We start from the raw sequence: 14859 nt of genomic DNA on the forward strand, positions 1-14859 counted from the left end.
CAGGCGTGGAAGGCACCCCGTCCAATGAAACGAACCGAGCAGGAGCGGGCAAGACCCCTCACCAGCAGGCGCCGGTTACTGCAGGGTGCGGTCCTCGCAGCGGTTCCCTACACGCTGCTTCCCTCCGCACCGGCCCAGGCCCGGCCCCGGGCCGTCGACCATCCCTTCGCGGACTGGATGTCGGCGGACCCCCGTAACTACACGCCGTCCGACCGGCCCTTCAGTCATCCGCTCGACCTCGTCGTCATCCACGTGACGCAGGCGACGTACACGAGCACCCTGGGCATCTTCCAGAACCCGCGGAAGAACGTGTCCGCGCACTATGTCGTCCGGTCGGCGGACGGGCACATCGCGCAGTGCGTCCGCGAGCACGACATCGCGTGGCACGCGGGCAACTGGGACTACAACACACGGAGCATCGGCATCGAGCACGAAGGGTGGGTGGACCGTCCCGGATATTTCACGGACGCCCTGTACGAGGAGTCGGCCCGACTCACGGCGGCGATCTGTGCCCGACACGGCATCCCGAAGGACCGGGCGCACATCGTCGGCCACTACGAGGTCCCGGGCACCGACCACACCGACCCCGGACCGGACTGGGACTGGACGCGCTACATGAGGCTGGTCAACGTCTCTTGACGCCCGCACGCCAACCACCGGTCACGTTCGGGTCGATGGCGGTCGAAACGGTTGTCGGCGGCCGACCCCGGAGTGACGATGTCACCCATCGCACCGCCGTTCAACGGGAGGCCGAGTTGACCGAGCCGTGGGTGGCCCTGGAGCCAGGGGCCGATCCCGTCGAACGGGTACGGGAACTGCGTCGCGCGCACGAGACGTTCACGGCGGTGGGGACGGTGGCGCGGCGGGTCCGGCCCGTGGTGGCCGACTCGTGGCGGCGTTCGGCGCTGGCGGGCGTCGGACCGGACGGTACGGCGCCGGTGGAGCTGACGGACGGCGACCTCGGCTCGTACCGGGCCGAGCATCCGCTCGCTCGGGTGATGCCGCTGGTGCGTGAACTGATGGGCCCGTTCGCGGCGGACGGCGAGCATCTGCTGGCGGTCTGCGACGCGCAGGGCAGGCTGCTGTGGGTCGAGGGACATCCGGCGACACGACGGCGGGCGGACAGCATGAACTTCGTGCCGGGGGCCCGCTGGGCGGAGTCCGCGGTCGGGACGAACGCGCCGGGGACGGCCGTCGCGGTCGACCGGCCGGTGCAGGTGTTCGCCGCCGAGCACTTCGTCCGGCGGGTCCAGCCGTGGACGTGCGCGGCGGCGCCGGTGCACGATCCGCGCACCGGGCGGGTGCTCGGCGCGCTGGACATCACCGGCGGGAACCGGCTCGCGCATCCGCACAGCCTGGGGTTCGTGCAGGCGGTGGCCCGGGCCGCCGAGTCCCAGCTGGCGCTCCTGGCGCCGGTCGAGGACGCGGCGGACACACTGCGGCTGACGGCACTCGGCCGTGACGAGGCGCGGCTAGTCGTCGGCGGCCGAAGGGTCCGGCTCAGCCGCCGGCACAGCGAGATCCTGGTGCTGCTGGCCCGGCACCCGGAGGGACTGACCGGGGACGAACTGCTGTGCGCGCTGTACGAGGACGAGTCGGTGACGCCGGTGACGCTGCGCGCCGAGCTGGCCCGGCTGCGCAGGATCCTCGGCCCCGCTCTGCTGGCGTCGCGCCCGTACCGGCTCACGGCCGCGGTGGAGTCGGATGTCAGCGTCGTGGAGCGCCGGCTGGACTCGGGGGCGGTGGCGGAGGCGGCGGCCGCGTACCGGGGCCCGTTGCTGCCCGGTTCGCAGGCGCCCGCCGTGGCCCGGTTGCGGCGCAGGCTCGCCGACGGACTGCGGACGGCGCTGATCGCCCGCCGCGATCCAGACCTGCTGGCCGACTGGGTGCACGCGCCGTGGGGCGAGGACGACCTCGACGTCTGGCGGGCACTGGCGGCGGTAAGGCCGACTGCGGCGGTAAGGGCACGCCTCGAGGACCTGGAGGCGGAGCTGGCGGCCCCGGCGGGGTGGGAGCGTTCCGGACCTCATTGACGCCGGGAGGCGAAGACCGGCATCCGTCCGTGAACCCCAGGACGCAACGTCCTCGCAACGTCCCGGTTCCTAGCCTCGCGGTCGAGAGCTGCCCAACGGCGGGCAGCGCCTTCCCAGGAGGCAGAGCCGCAATGACCCGTTACGCAGCGCCCGGCACCGAGGGCGCGATCGTCTCCTACCAGGCGCGTTACGACCACTTCATCGGCGGAGAGTACGTGCCGCCGGCGCGTGGCCAGTACTTCGAGAATCCGACTCCGGTCAACGGGCAGCCGTTCACGGAGATCGCCCGGGGCACCGCCGAGGACGTGGAGCGCGCGCTGGACGCGGCGCACGCCGCCGCGCCCGCCTGGGGCCGTACGTCGGTGACCGAGCGCTCCGACATCCTCCGGAAGATCGCCGACCGGATGGAGGCCAACCTGGAGCAGTTGGCGGTGGCCGAAAGCTGGGAGAACGGCAAGCCCGTCCGGGAGACCCTGGCGGCGGACATTCCGCTCGCCATCGACCACTTCCGCTACTTCGCGGGCGCGCTGCGCGCGCAGGAGGGTTCGCTCGGCGAGCTCGACGACGACACGGTGGCATACCACTTCCACGAGCCGCTCGGCGTGGTGGCGCAGATCATCCCGTGGAACTTCCCCATTCTGATGGCCACTTGGAAGCTCGCACCGGCGCTCGCCGCAGGCAACGCGGTCGTGCTGAAGCCGGCCGAGCAGACCCCGGCGTCCATCCACTACTGGCTGAGCCTGGTCGCCGATCTGCTGCCGCCGGGCGTGGTGAACATCGTCAACGGCTTCGGTGTCGAGGCGGGCAAACCCCTGGCGTCGAGCTCGCGCGTGGCGAAGGTCGCGTTCACCGGTGAGACCACGACGGGGCGGCTGATCATGCAGTACGCCTCCGAGAACATCACCCCGGTGACACTGGAACTCGGCGGGAAGTCCCCGAACATCTTCTTCGACGACGTGTGGTCGGCGAACGACGACTTCCGCGACAAGGCGCTGGAAGGCTTCACGATGTTCGCGCTCAACCAGGGCGAGGTGTGCACCTGCCCCTCGCGGGCGCTGGTGCAGCGGGGCCACTACGCCGAGTTCATGGAGGCGGCGGTCGCCCGCACGGAGAAGATCAAGTCCGGGCATCCGCTGGACACCGACACGATGATCGGGGCCCAGGCGTCGAACGATCAGCTGGAGAAGATCCTCTCCTACCTGGACATCGGCCGGCAGGAGGGCGCGAAGGTCCTCACGGGCGGAGAACGCGTCGAGTACGACGGTGAGTTGAAGGGCGGGTACTACGTCCAGCCGACGATCTTCGAGGGCGACAACCGGATGCGGATCTTCCAGGAGGAGATCTTCGGGCCGGTGGTGTCGGTGACGTCGTTCCACGACTTCGACGACGCCATCAAGATCGCCAATGACACGCTGTACGGGCTCGGGGCGGGCGTGTGGACGCGGGACATCAACACCGCGTACCGCGCGGGCCGCGCCATCCAGGCGGGCCGTGTCTGGACGAACTGCTACCACGCGTACCCGGCGCACGCGGCGTTCGGCGGCTACAAGGGCTCGGGCATCGGCCGTGAGACCCACAAGATGATGCTGGAGCACTACCAGCAGACGAAGAACCTGCTGGTGTCGTACTCGCCGCGCAAACTGGGCTTCTTCTAGGCTCACGCGCAAGGGTGCCTGACCTGGCGAGACTCCCCGTCAGGCACCCTCCTCGGTCACGGTTCAAGCGGCCACACTTCCCTCGCCCCCGTCCGCCGGCGCGAGGCGGCTGACCCGGGCGTGCGGCGCGGCCTCCAGCAGTCCGTGCTCCAGCGCACGGGCCACCTCGTCGGCGCTGAGCGAGCCCTTGAACTTGTCCGGGGCGATCAGGACGGACACCATCAGGGCGCCACCTCGACGGTCCGGACGGCAGGCGACACCACGGCCGGCCGGACGTCCTCGGACTCGTCTTCGGTCCTGACCTCGGCCTCGGCCTCGTCCTTGGCCGTCAGCGGCGGCTCGCCCGCCTTGCCGGCCAGCACCGCGCGGGCCCGCTCCAGGTCCAGGCCGTTCTCCCACTTGGCGACGGTGAGAGTGGCCACGGCATTACCGAAGAAGTCGACCAGCGCCCGGCACTCCGACATGAACTTGTCGATGCCGAAGATGAGCATGATGCCCGCGGCCGGGACCGAGCCGACCGTCGACAGCGTCGCCGTGAGCGCGATGAAGCCGCCGCCGGCGACGCCCGCCGCGCCCTTGGACGTCAGCAACATGACGGCAAGCAGGCCGAGTTGCTGCCCGATGGAGAGGGAGGTGTCGGTGGGCGATGTAGAGGGTGGCCAGGGAGAGGTAGATCGCCGCGCCGTCGAGGTTGAAGCTGTAGCCGGTCGGCACGACCAGCCCGACCGTGGAACGTTCCGCGCCCATGAACTGCAGCTTGCGCATCAGTCCGGGCAGCGCGGGCTCGGCCGTGGACGTGCCGAGGATCAGCCAGAACTCCTCCTTTGCTGGTGCTCTCCCTGGGATATGTACTGGCTCGCCTCGCCCGACGTCTTGAGCGTCGCCGGGTCGGCGTGCACGCCGTCGCCGAGGCGGAAGAGGTTGACGGCCACCAATCCGGTCAGCAGGGCGACGAGCGTGCCGACCTGGAAGTAGGCGAGCGCCTTGACGCCGGTGCGGCCGACCTTCTTCAGGTCCGCGACACCGGCGATACCGCCGATGATCGTCAGGAAGACGATCGGACCGATCAGCATCTTCATCGCGGTGATGAACGTGGTGCCGATCGGCTCCATGTCGGTGGCGAGATCCGGCCATCGCCAGCCCAGCACGAGGCCGATCACGATCGCCACCAGCACCTGGACGTACAACTGCCGGTACCACGGCGTCGCCGCGATACGCGCAGCTTGCTCGACTCGTCCGCCGCCTGGGGTATGCGTCATTGCAGCCTCCCTGATCGCGCGCCAACGAGCCCGATCGGTACGCGCCAGCTTTCGCCACAGTGAACCGGGCCACAGCTCAGGGGGTCCACGACCAAAAATCGATGCCCCGTATAGGCGCTGCCTATCTTTCCTGGCGCAGCTGCACCGGTGAGTCCCTCCGGAGCGAGGGCCGGCGGGTGGCGTGAATGCCGTCGTCCTCGGTTTCGGTAGCGGCGCGATCGGGATGCGTGAAAGAGAAGACTTTCAGACCTGTTTTCGAGCCTTCCATCCCCGGCCAGGCGCGCCGTAGTGCACGAACAGCGGCAGTCGTTGCCGAACTGGCCACCATGGACGGCGCGTTGCAGCTCGTCGATCGTCACTGCGCAGAAGCCGTGCCCCAGGGCCGGGCGAGCGGCTGGAGCGCGCAGTGGCGTGAAGGCGCCCCTGGGCGGTGACCGATCCGTGGATCAAGCGTCAAAGCCTGAACACAAATTACACACATCCTCTCTTCATACCGGTCGCCATGGTCTAGATTGACCGTGCTTCAGCTGTTCGAACATGAGGCGAACCATTGATGATCTATGGGTCCGGCGCTGCGGAAAGCCAGCAGTCGCGTCCCCGGCGCCGGACGTGGGGTGATCAATATCTGGAGCCCGAAAGGGGGCCTTGGGCGCGGGGAGCGCCCGAGGTTTCGGCGGGTTCCCGCGCGCCTCGAGAGTCTGGCGGAACATGCAAGTCCCTGCCGCCAGGGGGGTTGTTCAAGTAGCGCTGACATAGCCGGGATGTGGGCGGGAGGCGGGGACCTCCCGAGGGAGGAACAGCACGGCGCGGGAGGCGGGGGCCTCCCGAGGGGAGGAACAGCGCGGCGCGGGAGGGGGGGCCTCCCGTGGGGGAGCAACAGTGTTGGGCGAACACGTCGAACCACTGGGGACCTGGGGGGTTCTGTGCGGCAAGGGGGACTTGTCAGCCCGTTTCCGTCGGCGCGCGGGCATCTGGCGAACGGGGCAATCAGCCAGCCCGCGATTGCCTGGGAGCAGCGGTACAGACGTGCCGTGATCACCAGCGATACCGTGGCCACCGCCTTCGTGGTGGCGGCGATCGGCAACTTTTTCGGGGCCCGGGACGCGGCCAACTGGCACGAGAAGTGGGGAATTCTCGCATTCGGCACCGAGCTGCTGGTGCTGGGAGCGCTGGCGGTGGGCCGGGCCTGGGCTCCGGCCGTACTCGGCCAGGGCGCCGAGGAATTCCGAAGACTCGGACGCTCACTGTTCGCGGCGACCGTCGTACTGGCGCTCGGCGGGATAGCCCTGACCTCGCGCAACATCAAACTCTGGATCTTCGTCGCGATACCCGCGATCGCGCTCGTCACCATGACCGCGCGGTATCTGCTGCGCCTCTGGCTGCACAAACAGCGCAAGGAAGGCCGGTGCCTGAGACCGGTGCTCGCTGCCGGGAGCCCGGCCACCGTGCGCGACCTGATCACCCGAACCCGCAAGTTCCCGCACATCGGCTGGCGGGTGGAGGCGGTGTGCACGACGGACGGTCGCGGGCTCGACGGTGACGAACTGGACGGAGTGCCGGTCGTCGGTCAACTGGCGGACGTCGCCAAGCACGTCCGCCACGACGGCTACCGCGTCGTCGCCGTCACACCGGACCCGCACTGGACACCGGACCGGCTGCAGCGGCTCGCCTGGAACCTCGAAGGCAGCGACGCCGAAATGGTCGTCGCCCCCGTGCTGATGGAGGTGGCCGGCCCGCGGCTGCACGTCGACGCGGTGCTCGGGATCCCGCTGCTGCGGGTCAGCATGCCGACCTTCACCGGGGGCCGCCGGGCGATCAAAGCGGTCGTCGACCGGGTCGGCGCGGCGGTCCTGCTGGTGCTGTTCACGCCGCTGATGGTGCTCGTCGGGCTGCTCGTGGCGGTGGACAGCCGGGGTGGGGTGTTCTACCGCCAGCGCCGGGTCGGCAAGGACGGCCGCGAGTTCACCATTCTCAAGTTCCGCACCATGGTCGCCGGGGCTCACGGGGCACGTGCGGAGCTGGCCGACCGCAACGAGGGCGCGGGCCTGCTGTTCAAGGTCCGCCGGGATCCGCGGGTGACGCGGGTGGGAGCAGTGCTGCGCCGGTACTCGCTCGACGAGCTTCCGCAGCTCTTCAACGTGCTCACGGGATCGATGTCGCTCGTCGGACCGCGGCCTCCGCTACCGGAGGAGTGCGCCGCGTACGACCCGGACATCCGGCGGCGGCTGCTGGTCAAGCCCGGGCTCACCGGCCTGTGGCAGATCAGCGGACGCAGCGATCTGCCGTGGGAGGAGGCGGTCCGCCTCGACCTGCGGTACGTGGAGGACTGGTCGCTCGCCCTGGACACAGTGATCTTGTGGAAGACGCTGCGTGCGGTGCTTCACGGGCAGGGGGCCTACTGATGCGCGGGGGTCGTCCGACCGGCGCGCGGACCGCAGGCCGAGGGGGCCTGCCTGGGGGGAGTGACGGGTCATGAGAGTCAGCGTTTTCGGGCTCGGCTACGTGGGCTGCGTGTCGGCCGCGTGCCTGGCCGGCATGGGCCACGAAGTCATCGGGGTGGATGTGAACCAGGTGAAGGTCGACCTGGTCAACGACGGCAAGGCCCCGGTGGTCGAGGAGCGGATCGGCGAGCTCATCGCCGAGGTCGTGCGGACCGGGGCGCTGCGCGCCACCGGTGACGTCCGCGAGGCGATCATGGACAGCGAGATTTCGCTGGTCTGCGTGGGCACGCCGTCGGAGCCCAACGGCAGCCTGTGCACGACGTACTTGGAGCGGGTGACCGAGCAGATCGGCGCCGCGCTGGCCGAGCGGGGCGGGCGGCAGACCGTCGTGTTCCGCAGCACCATGCTCCCGGGCACCTGCCTGAACCTGCTGGTACCGATCCTGGAGAAGACCGTCGGCGGCACGGCCGGGGTGGACTTCGGGGTCGCGGTCAACCCGGAGTTCCTGCGCGAGGGCACGAGCGTGCGGGACTTCTTCGACCCGCCCAAGACGGTCATCGGCGAGCTCGACCCGGCAAGCGGTGACGCGGTGATGGCGCTGTACGACGGCTTGCCCGGTGAGGTGTTCCGGGTGCCGGTCCCGACGGCCGAGGCGATCAAGTACGCGGACAACGCGTTCCACGGCCTCAAGATCGGCTTCGCGAACGAGCTGGGCGCGGTGTGCCAGGCGCTCGGGGTGGACTCGCACCAGGTGATGGACGTGTTCCTGGCCGACCGCAAACTGAACATCAGCCCCGCCTATCTGCGGCCCGGCTTCGCCTTCGGCGGCTCCTGCCTGCCCAAGGACCTGCGCAGCCTGGTCCACGCGGCGCAGCGGGCCGACGTCTCGGTGCCCATCCTCTCCCACGTGCTGCCCTCCAACTCCGACCATCTGCAACGCGCTGTGGAGCTGGTCGAGCGGACCGGCAAGCGCCGGGTGGGAATGTTCGGGCTGTCCTTCAAACCCGGCACCGACGACCTCCGCGAGAGCCCGCTCGTGGAGCTGGCGGAGAGGCTTCACGGCAAGGGGTACGACCTGCGGATCCACGACGCCAACGTGAGCCTCTCCCGGCTGCTCGGCGCGAACCGCGAGTACATCGAGATGCGGCTGCCGCACCTCGCGCAGCTGCTCGCGGACTCCGTCGACGAGGTGCTCGAACATGCCGAGGTGTGCCTGGTCGGGACCAGAGATCCGGCCGTCCTTGCGGCTCTGCCCCATGGCGGCGGCCCGTTGATCGTCGACCTCATCCGCCTTCCCGACGCCGAGTCGCGCCGGACCGAACCGGGGTACATGGGCCTTGCTTGGTAACTCAATCAGCCGTGACGGGGCGAACCGGCGCGCGCTGATCCTGGTGGAGAACCTGTCGGTGCCGTTCGACCGGCGGGTGTGGCAGGAGTGCACGACGCTGCGCGACGCGGGCTGGACGGTGCACGTCATCTGTCCCCGGGGGAGCAAGCGGGACACGGAGCCGGAGGCGGAGATCGACGGGGTGCGGATCCACCGCTACCCGTTGCGCGCGGCCACGGGAGGGCCGGCCGGCTACCTGAGGGAGTACGGGGCGGCGCTGTGGCACACGGCCCGGCTGGCCCGCAAGGTCGGCCCGGTCGACGTGGTCCACGCCTGCAACCCGCCCGACCTGCTGTTCCTGCCGGCACTGTGGCTGAAGCGGCGCGGCGCGCGGTTCGTCTTCGACCAGCACGACCTGGTGCCCGAGCTGTACCTCTCCCGGTTCGACCGCGGCAAGGATCTGCTCTACCGCGCCGTGTGCGCGCTGGAACGGCGGACCTACCGGGCCGCGGACATCGTGCTCGCCACGAACGAGAGCTACCGGGACGTCGCGGTGCGCCGTGGCGGAAGGCGGCCGGAGGACGTCTTCGTGGTGCGCAGCGCACCCGCGATCGACCGGTTCCAACCGGTGCCGCCGGAGCCGGAGTTGAAGCGCGGCAAGCCTCATCTGCTGTGCTACCTCGGCGTCATGGGCCCGCAGGACGGTGTCGACTACGCCTTGCGCGCTCTCGCGAAGCTGCGCGACGAGTTCGGGCGGACCGACTGGCACGCGGTGTTCGTCGGAGCCGGCGACGCGTTCGACGCGATGGTGGAGCTGTCCCGGCGGCTCGGGCTCACGGAGCAGGTGCAGTTCACCGGGCGCATTCCGGACGCCGACCTGGTGCGCTACCTGTCCACCGCGGACGTGTGTCTCTCCCCCGACCCGCGCAATCCGCTCAACGACGTGTCGACCATGAACAAGGTCCTGGAGTACATGGCGATGGGCCGGCCGATCGTCTCCTTCGACTTGAAGGAGGCGCGCGTCTCCGCCGGTGACGCCGCCGTCTACGCGCCCGCCAACGACGAGACCGAATTCGCCAAGCTCATCACGGTGCTGCTGGACGATCCGGAGAAACGGGCGCGGATGGGTGAGATCGGTCAGGAGCGGATCAGCGGGCAGCTCTCCTGGCGCAACTCGCAGGCGTCGTTGCTCGCCGCGTACGCCGCCGCGTGCCGTGACCGCACTCCGGTGTCGGCGGGCGAACCGGTCCGCACAGGGAAGAGGCAGCGCAGTTGAGCGATGACACGATCCGCCTCGTCACGATCGGGCGGATACTCCGTCGGCGGTGGCGACTTCTCGCCCTCCTCACCGTGGTGGGCGCACTCCTCGGCTACGGCACCTCGGTGCTGGTGTTCCCGCCGCGGTACACCGCGTCGGCACCGGTACTGCTGCCGGGGCAGTGGGAGGACCGCGAGCTGCTGACCCAGGTGGACATCGCCACCAGTTCGGCGGTGCTCGACCGCACGGCCGCCGCTCTGCACTGGTCCGGCGTCAGCGGCACCACGCTGCAGGACCGAGTGACCGCCAAAGCCTCCGACGGGAACATCATCAAGATCTCGGGTACGGCCGACACCCCGGCGCGCGCGCAGCGTCTCTCCGACCAGGTGGCCCGGCAGTTCGTCGCCTTCGCCGCAGGGGTCGCGGGTGGCAGCACCGACCCCGAGGCGGCCTCGGGGACCGAGGCGCTGCGGAAGAAGGTGGCGGAGACCAACCGCCGCATCACCGACTTGTCCAAGGCGGCCGATCCGGGACAGACCGTGGAGAGCGTGCAGGCCCGCACCGAACTCGAGCAGCTGCGCACCTCGCTGGAGGAGGCCATGCAGAAGCTGGACGAGGCCGACCCGGCGAACAACAAGGCAGGCATGGTCGTCATGGGTCCAGCCCCCAGGCCGACCGGCGAGGCGCCGCCCACGAGGCTGCAGCTCATCGTCGGCGGGGCGCTGCTGTTCTTCCTGCTCGCGCTCATCGGCCATCTCGTCGCGGTACGGGTGAACCGCCGGCTGCGCACCGAACCGGAGATCGCCGCGGCGCTGGGCTCGACGCTCCTCGGCACCGTCGACGTGCCCACCGAACAGCCGCTGCGCCGGCCGGAGGGCGGGGGCCCACGGGCCCGGTTCCGCCGACTCCTCGGCCTCGACACACGGTGGGACATGCCCGCCCCGCAGAAGTCCGGTGACCAGGCCGGCAGTCGGATCCGCTACCGGCGGGTGTGCGCTCGTCTGAAGGAGCGACTGCCGGGAGCCCAGCGCCTGCTGGTCGTCGTACCGGACGGCGACGAGATCGCCCGCCGGGCCGCGGGGCAGCTCGTCGCCGAGGCCAAGAACGGTCTGCAGCTGCGCGTGGTGGAGGTTTCGGTGGACCGGCCGACAGTGCCGGACCGCGACACCGAGTCCGGCGCCCTCGTCGTCCTCAGCGCGGGCAGCTGGACCGCGGAGGAGCTCGCCGGGATCGCCGAGGCGTGTGCGGACGGCAGGCACGAGGTCGTCGGCATCGTCGTCGCCGGGATGGTCCTGGCCCGCCCCACGCAGTCCGCCGGCCGGCTTCCCGACGACGCCACCCTGACGCTCGCGGTGCCCGGCCACGGAACGGGAGGTTCAGCGTGACGACGAGCACGACGTCGGAGTCGACGGCCGCCGCCCCGCTCCTTGACCTGCAGGCACTGGTGGTGGCGGTGCGCAGGCGCCGGCGCCTGTGGTGCGCCATGGCGCTGGTGGGCCTGCTGATCGGCTCGGCGGTGGCGATCCTGATGCCGCCGCCCCCGAGCGCGGTGACCAAGGTGCTGGTCGCGCACGAGGAGGACCAGCCGAACGACCCCGGAACGCTGATCCGCACCGACGTCGCGCTGCTGCAGACCACACGGATCGCCGACGCCGCCCTCAAAGCCCTCAAGTCCCCGGAGACACCGGAGACCTTCATGCGGGACTACAGCGGTGTCGGTCTGACCAACAACGTCCTGCAGATCACGGTGACGGGTTCCAGCAACGCGGAGGCGGAGGCCCGCGCCAAGGCGCTGGCCGACGCGTTCGTCGCGGACCATGTGCGGCGGATTCGGGAAACCTCGAACGCCGAGGCCAAGGCCCTGCTCAACCAGCGCGACCGACTGCGGGACGAACTTGCCCAGGTCAACAAGGCGATCGGAGAAGGATCGACGGCGAGCGGAGCCAAGACGTCGGCGAATCTCGAGTCGCTCTTCGCCCGCCGGGCCGACCTCACCTCGAAGATCACCGATTTCGGCGAGCGCGCCGCGGAGGCGAGCGTCGGCACGCCCCAGCTCATCGCCGGCACACAGATCGTGGACGCCCCGCACGCGGTGCGGCACTCCCTGCCCAAGGCGGCCGCCACCGACGCCGCGATCGGGCTCGTACTCGGACTCGTCCTCGGGCTCGCGGTGGCCGCCGTCGGCGCGGTGGTGGCGGACCGCCCCGTGCTGCGCCGGGAGATAGCGGTGAACCTCGGCGCCTCGGTCATCGCGGAGCTCCCCGCCCGGTCGCCCCGACTGTGGCACCGCCGACGCAGCCGGGCAGCACGCGAACGCCTCACCGGGTCCCTGGCGCGCACCGTGCGCGGCTCCGAGGAACCGCTGTCGCTGCTGGAACTGGGCTGTGCGCGCAGCACGAGCGTGATCGCACTGGATCTCGCCCGGGCGCTGGCGACGGAGGGGCCGGTGGTCGTCATCGACGGTCTGCCCGGCTCGCAGCTCTCCGGCCGCCGGCAGAAGCCGGGAGACCCGACCGTGGTCACCGGCGAGCGTGCCGGGGCCCGACCGCCTCAGGAGCGCGCCCTCGGCGTCGGCTCCGTGTCGCCCGGCACGGCCTGGACCGACCTGCAGTACCTCGGCACTCAGACCGTGCTCGTCGTGCAGGCCGGGCACGGCAGCGCCGCATGGCTGCACACCGTGGCGCGGCAGCTCGCCGACGAGCGCGTCGCGGTGATCGGTGTGGTGCTGATCGACCCCGATCCGCGCGACCGGACCGACGGCACGCTGTGGGACGGGCTGCACACCGCTCTGCGCGGTCAGAACGACGGGTCCGCCCGGCAGAACGGTGGGGGTACCTCCCACGCCGTTCAGGCAGTGGGGGAGGGCCGGCACCGGACGGATCGCCAGCCGATGTGGGCGGCACGGGTCCCGGACAGCGAGCAGGAGGCGCGGTAGGACATGTGTGGCATCGCAGGCACTTACCGATGGCCGGACGGGAAGGCCGTCACCGACCGGCTCACCGAGACACTCGCCCACCGCGGCCCGGACGGGGCGGGCCGGTACGGCCATCCCGCCGGTGACGGCGAAGTGCAGCTCGGGCACCGCCGGCTGGCCATCATCGACCTGTCCGAGACCGGCGCCCAGCCGATGGTCTCGGGCGGTCTCGCCCTGACGTACAACGGCGAGCTGTACAACGCCCCCGAGCTGCGTGCCGAACTCGAAGCCGCCGGTGTGCGCTTCCGCGGCACCTCCGACACCGAGGTGCTCCTGGAGGCGTGGCGGCGCTGGGACACGGACTGTCTCCCCCGGCTGCGCGGCATGTTCGCGTTCGGCATCTTCGACGAGCGGACCGGCGAGCTGGTGCTCGCCCGCGACCAGCTCGGCATCAAGCCGCTGTTCCTGCTCCGCCGCGGTGAGGGCCTGGCGTTCGCCTCCGAGCTCAAGGCGCTCGCCGGCGCGACCGGCGGACCGCTGGAGGTGGACCACGCGGCGCTGGTGGCCTCGCTGCTGTACTACTGGGTGCCGGACTCCCGGTGCGCGTTCCGCGAGGCGGAGAAGCTGCCGCCCGGAAGCTGGCTGAGGTGCCGGCCCGACGGCAGCATCGAGCGAGGCCGGTTCTGGAACCTGAAGGACGTCGCCGCCGAGGGCCGGGAGCGGGCCCTGGCCGGTGAGCAGCCGGACCTGGCCGCCGTCGTCGAGGAGTCGACCCGGCGCCACCTGCTCTCCGACGTGCCCGTGGCGACCTTCCTCTCCGGCGGCCTCGACTCCAGCTACCTGACCGCTCTGGCGGCCCGCCACCAGCCCGGGATCTCCGCCTACACGATCGGGTTCCGCGCCGAGGACGCCCGGTTCGAGGCGATGCCGGACGACCTGCGCTACGCCCGGCAGGTGGCCGAGCGGTTCGGCGTCGACCTGCACGAGATCGAGATCGCTCCGAACGTGCTCGACCTGCTGCCACAGATGACGTACCACCTGGACGAGCCGATCGGCGATCCCGCCGCGATCAACACGTTCCTGATCTGCACGGCCGCCCGGGAGGCCGGGGTCAAGGTGATGCTCTCGGGCATGGGCGCCGACGAGCTGTTCGCCGGATACCGCAAGCACCTGGCCAACCTGCTCGCGCTGCGCTACCAGCGCGTCCCGCGACCCCTGCGGCGCGGGGTGTCCGCGGCCGTGGACCGGCTGCCTGTCGCCACGTCCCGCCGGGGACTGCGGTCGGTGCGCTTCGCCAAGCGGTTCCTCTCCTTCGCCGATCTGCCGGAGGAGACCGCGTTCCGGCGCAGCTACACCATGTACGACCAGGACGAACTGCTCGCCCTGATCGACCCGGACCTGGCGGGGACGGTCGACGACGTCCTGACCGAACACGCGGACGTCTATGCGGACAACGACCTCGACGACTTCGTCAACCGCATGTGCCTGGCCGACGCCCGGATGTTCCTGCCGGGCCTGAACCTCACGTACACGGACCGCTCCAGCATGGCCGCGTCGACCGAGGTGCGGGTTCCGTACGTGGATGTCGAGGTGGTCAGGGCGGCGTTCGCCGTGCCCGGCGATCGCAAGATCGTCGGACGGCAGGGCAAGGCGGTCCTGAAGGAGGCGGCCACCTCGATCCTGCCCCGGGAGATCGTGTACCGGCCCAAGGGCCTGTTCAGCGCCCCGCTGCGCGCCTGGATGAGCCGCGATCTGGCGCCGCTGGTGCGCGAGGTGGTCAACGACGGCGAGCTCGTCCGCTCCGGGTTCCTGCGCCGCGACGCGCTGGCGCGGATGGTCGCCGAGGACGCCGCCGGGCAGCAGGACTTCTCCAAGCATCTGTGGCATGTGCTGACCCTCGAGTACTGGTATCGCGACGCGACCTCTGGGTCCGGCCAGAGCACTCGGCAAACGGCTTAGGAATCAGGGGAGT

The 14859-nt window shown here is 70.6% G+C and carries 12 protein-coding genes and 1 pseudogene; 9 read left to right on the forward strand and 4 right to left on the reverse strand.

All coding sequences use genetic code 11. From position 1 onward, the window contains the following. The first annotated feature begins 24 nt into the window (after positions 1-24). The 3 genes from SY2F82_RS18580 to adh all read left to right on the forward strand — a co-directional run bounded on the left by SY2F82_RS18580 (position 25) and on the right by adh (position 3688). Positions 25-639, forward strand: coding sequence for an N-acetylmuramoyl-L-alanine amidase (locus SY2F82_RS18580; protein WP_200420221.1), 615 nt, complete (start codon positions 25-27; stop codon positions 637-639). Positions 640-755: 116 nt separating this feature from the next. Then, positions 756-2033, forward strand: a complete 1278-nt coding sequence (locus SY2F82_RS18585) for a GAF domain-containing protein (protein ID WP_236041608.1) — start codon at positions 756-758, stop codon at positions 2031-2033. Between the two features lie 131 nt (positions 2034-2164). Continuing rightward, the gene (adh, locus tag SY2F82_RS18590) at positions 2165-3688 is read left to right on the forward strand and encodes an aldehyde dehydrogenase (protein ID WP_200420223.1); all 1524 of its coding nucleotides are present in this window, start codon (positions 2165-2167) and stop codon (positions 3686-3688) included. Between the two features lie 63 nt (positions 3689-3751). On the opposite strand, the gene SY2F82_RS18595 is transcribed toward adh, so the two are convergent. The 4 genes and pseudogenes from SY2F82_RS18595 to SY2F82_RS39710 all read right to left on the reverse strand — a co-directional run bounded on the left by SY2F82_RS18595 (position 3752) and on the right by SY2F82_RS39710 (position 4947). Beyond that, positions 3752-3910: a glycerate kinase gene (locus tag SY2F82_RS18595; protein ID WP_236041609.1), complete on the reverse strand. Its 159-nt coding sequence runs from the start codon at positions 3908-3910 to the stop codon at positions 3752-3754. After that, positions 3910-4281, reverse strand: a complete 372-nt coding sequence (locus tag SY2F82_RS39700) for a cation:dicarboxylate symporter family transporter (protein WP_374707178.1) — start codon at positions 4279-4281, stop codon at positions 3910-3912. Before SY2F82_RS39700 ends, SY2F82_RS18595 begins: the two co-directional genes overlap by 1 nt. 106 nt (positions 4282-4387) lie before the next feature. Continuing rightward, positions 4388-4453, reverse strand: a pseudogene (locus SY2F82_RS39705) (hypothetical protein); the annotation flags it as partial. Between the two features lie 41 nt (positions 4454-4494). After that, positions 4495-4947: a cation:dicarboxylate symporter family transporter gene (locus SY2F82_RS39710; protein WP_308437773.1), complete on the reverse strand. Its 453-nt coding sequence runs from the start codon at positions 4945-4947 to the stop codon at positions 4495-4497. A 923-nt stretch (positions 4948-5870) separates the two neighbouring features. Between SY2F82_RS39710 and SY2F82_RS18605 the strand changes: the two genes are divergently transcribed. From SY2F82_RS18605 to asnB, 6 genes are all read left to right on the forward strand, one after another. Beyond that, positions 5871-7349: a sugar transferase gene (locus tag SY2F82_RS18605; protein ID WP_200420224.1), complete on the forward strand. Its 1479-nt coding sequence runs from the start codon at positions 5871-5873 to the stop codon at positions 7347-7349. Positions 7350-7419: 70 nt separating this feature from the next. Continuing rightward, the gene (locus SY2F82_RS18610) at positions 7420-8736 is read left to right on the forward strand and encodes a nucleotide sugar dehydrogenase (RefSeq protein ID WP_200420225.1); all 1317 of its coding nucleotides are present in this window, start codon (positions 7420-7422) and stop codon (positions 8734-8736) included. After that, positions 8726-9991, forward strand: a complete 1266-nt coding sequence (locus tag SY2F82_RS18615; protein WP_200420226.1) for a glycosyltransferase family 4 protein — start codon at positions 8726-8728, stop codon at positions 9989-9991. The genes SY2F82_RS18610 and SY2F82_RS18615 overlap by 11 nt, the downstream gene beginning before the upstream one ends. Beyond that, entirely contained in the window at positions 9988-11358 is a 1371-nt protein-coding gene (locus SY2F82_RS18620; RefSeq protein WP_200420227.1) for a Wzz/FepE/Etk N-terminal domain-containing protein, read from the forward strand. Before SY2F82_RS18615 ends, SY2F82_RS18620 begins: the two co-directional genes overlap by 4 nt. Continuing rightward, the gene (locus tag SY2F82_RS18625; RefSeq protein ID WP_200420228.1) at positions 11355-12908 is read left to right on the forward strand and encodes a Wzz/FepE/Etk N-terminal domain-containing protein; all 1554 of its coding nucleotides are present in this window, start codon (positions 11355-11357) and stop codon (positions 12906-12908) included. Before SY2F82_RS18620 ends, SY2F82_RS18625 begins: the two co-directional genes overlap by 4 nt. Positions 12909-12911: 3 nt before the next feature. Continuing rightward, positions 12912-14846, forward strand: coding sequence for an asparagine synthase (glutamine-hydrolyzing) (asnB, locus tag SY2F82_RS18630; protein ID WP_200420229.1), 1935 nt, complete (start codon positions 12912-12914; stop codon positions 14844-14846). Positions 14847-14859 lie beyond the last annotated feature (13 nt).

The organism is Streptomyces sp. Y2F8-2, assembly GCF_014905555.1.
Lineage (GTDB): Bacteria > Actinomycetota > Actinomycetes > Streptomycetales > Streptomycetaceae > Streptomyces > Streptomyces cynarae.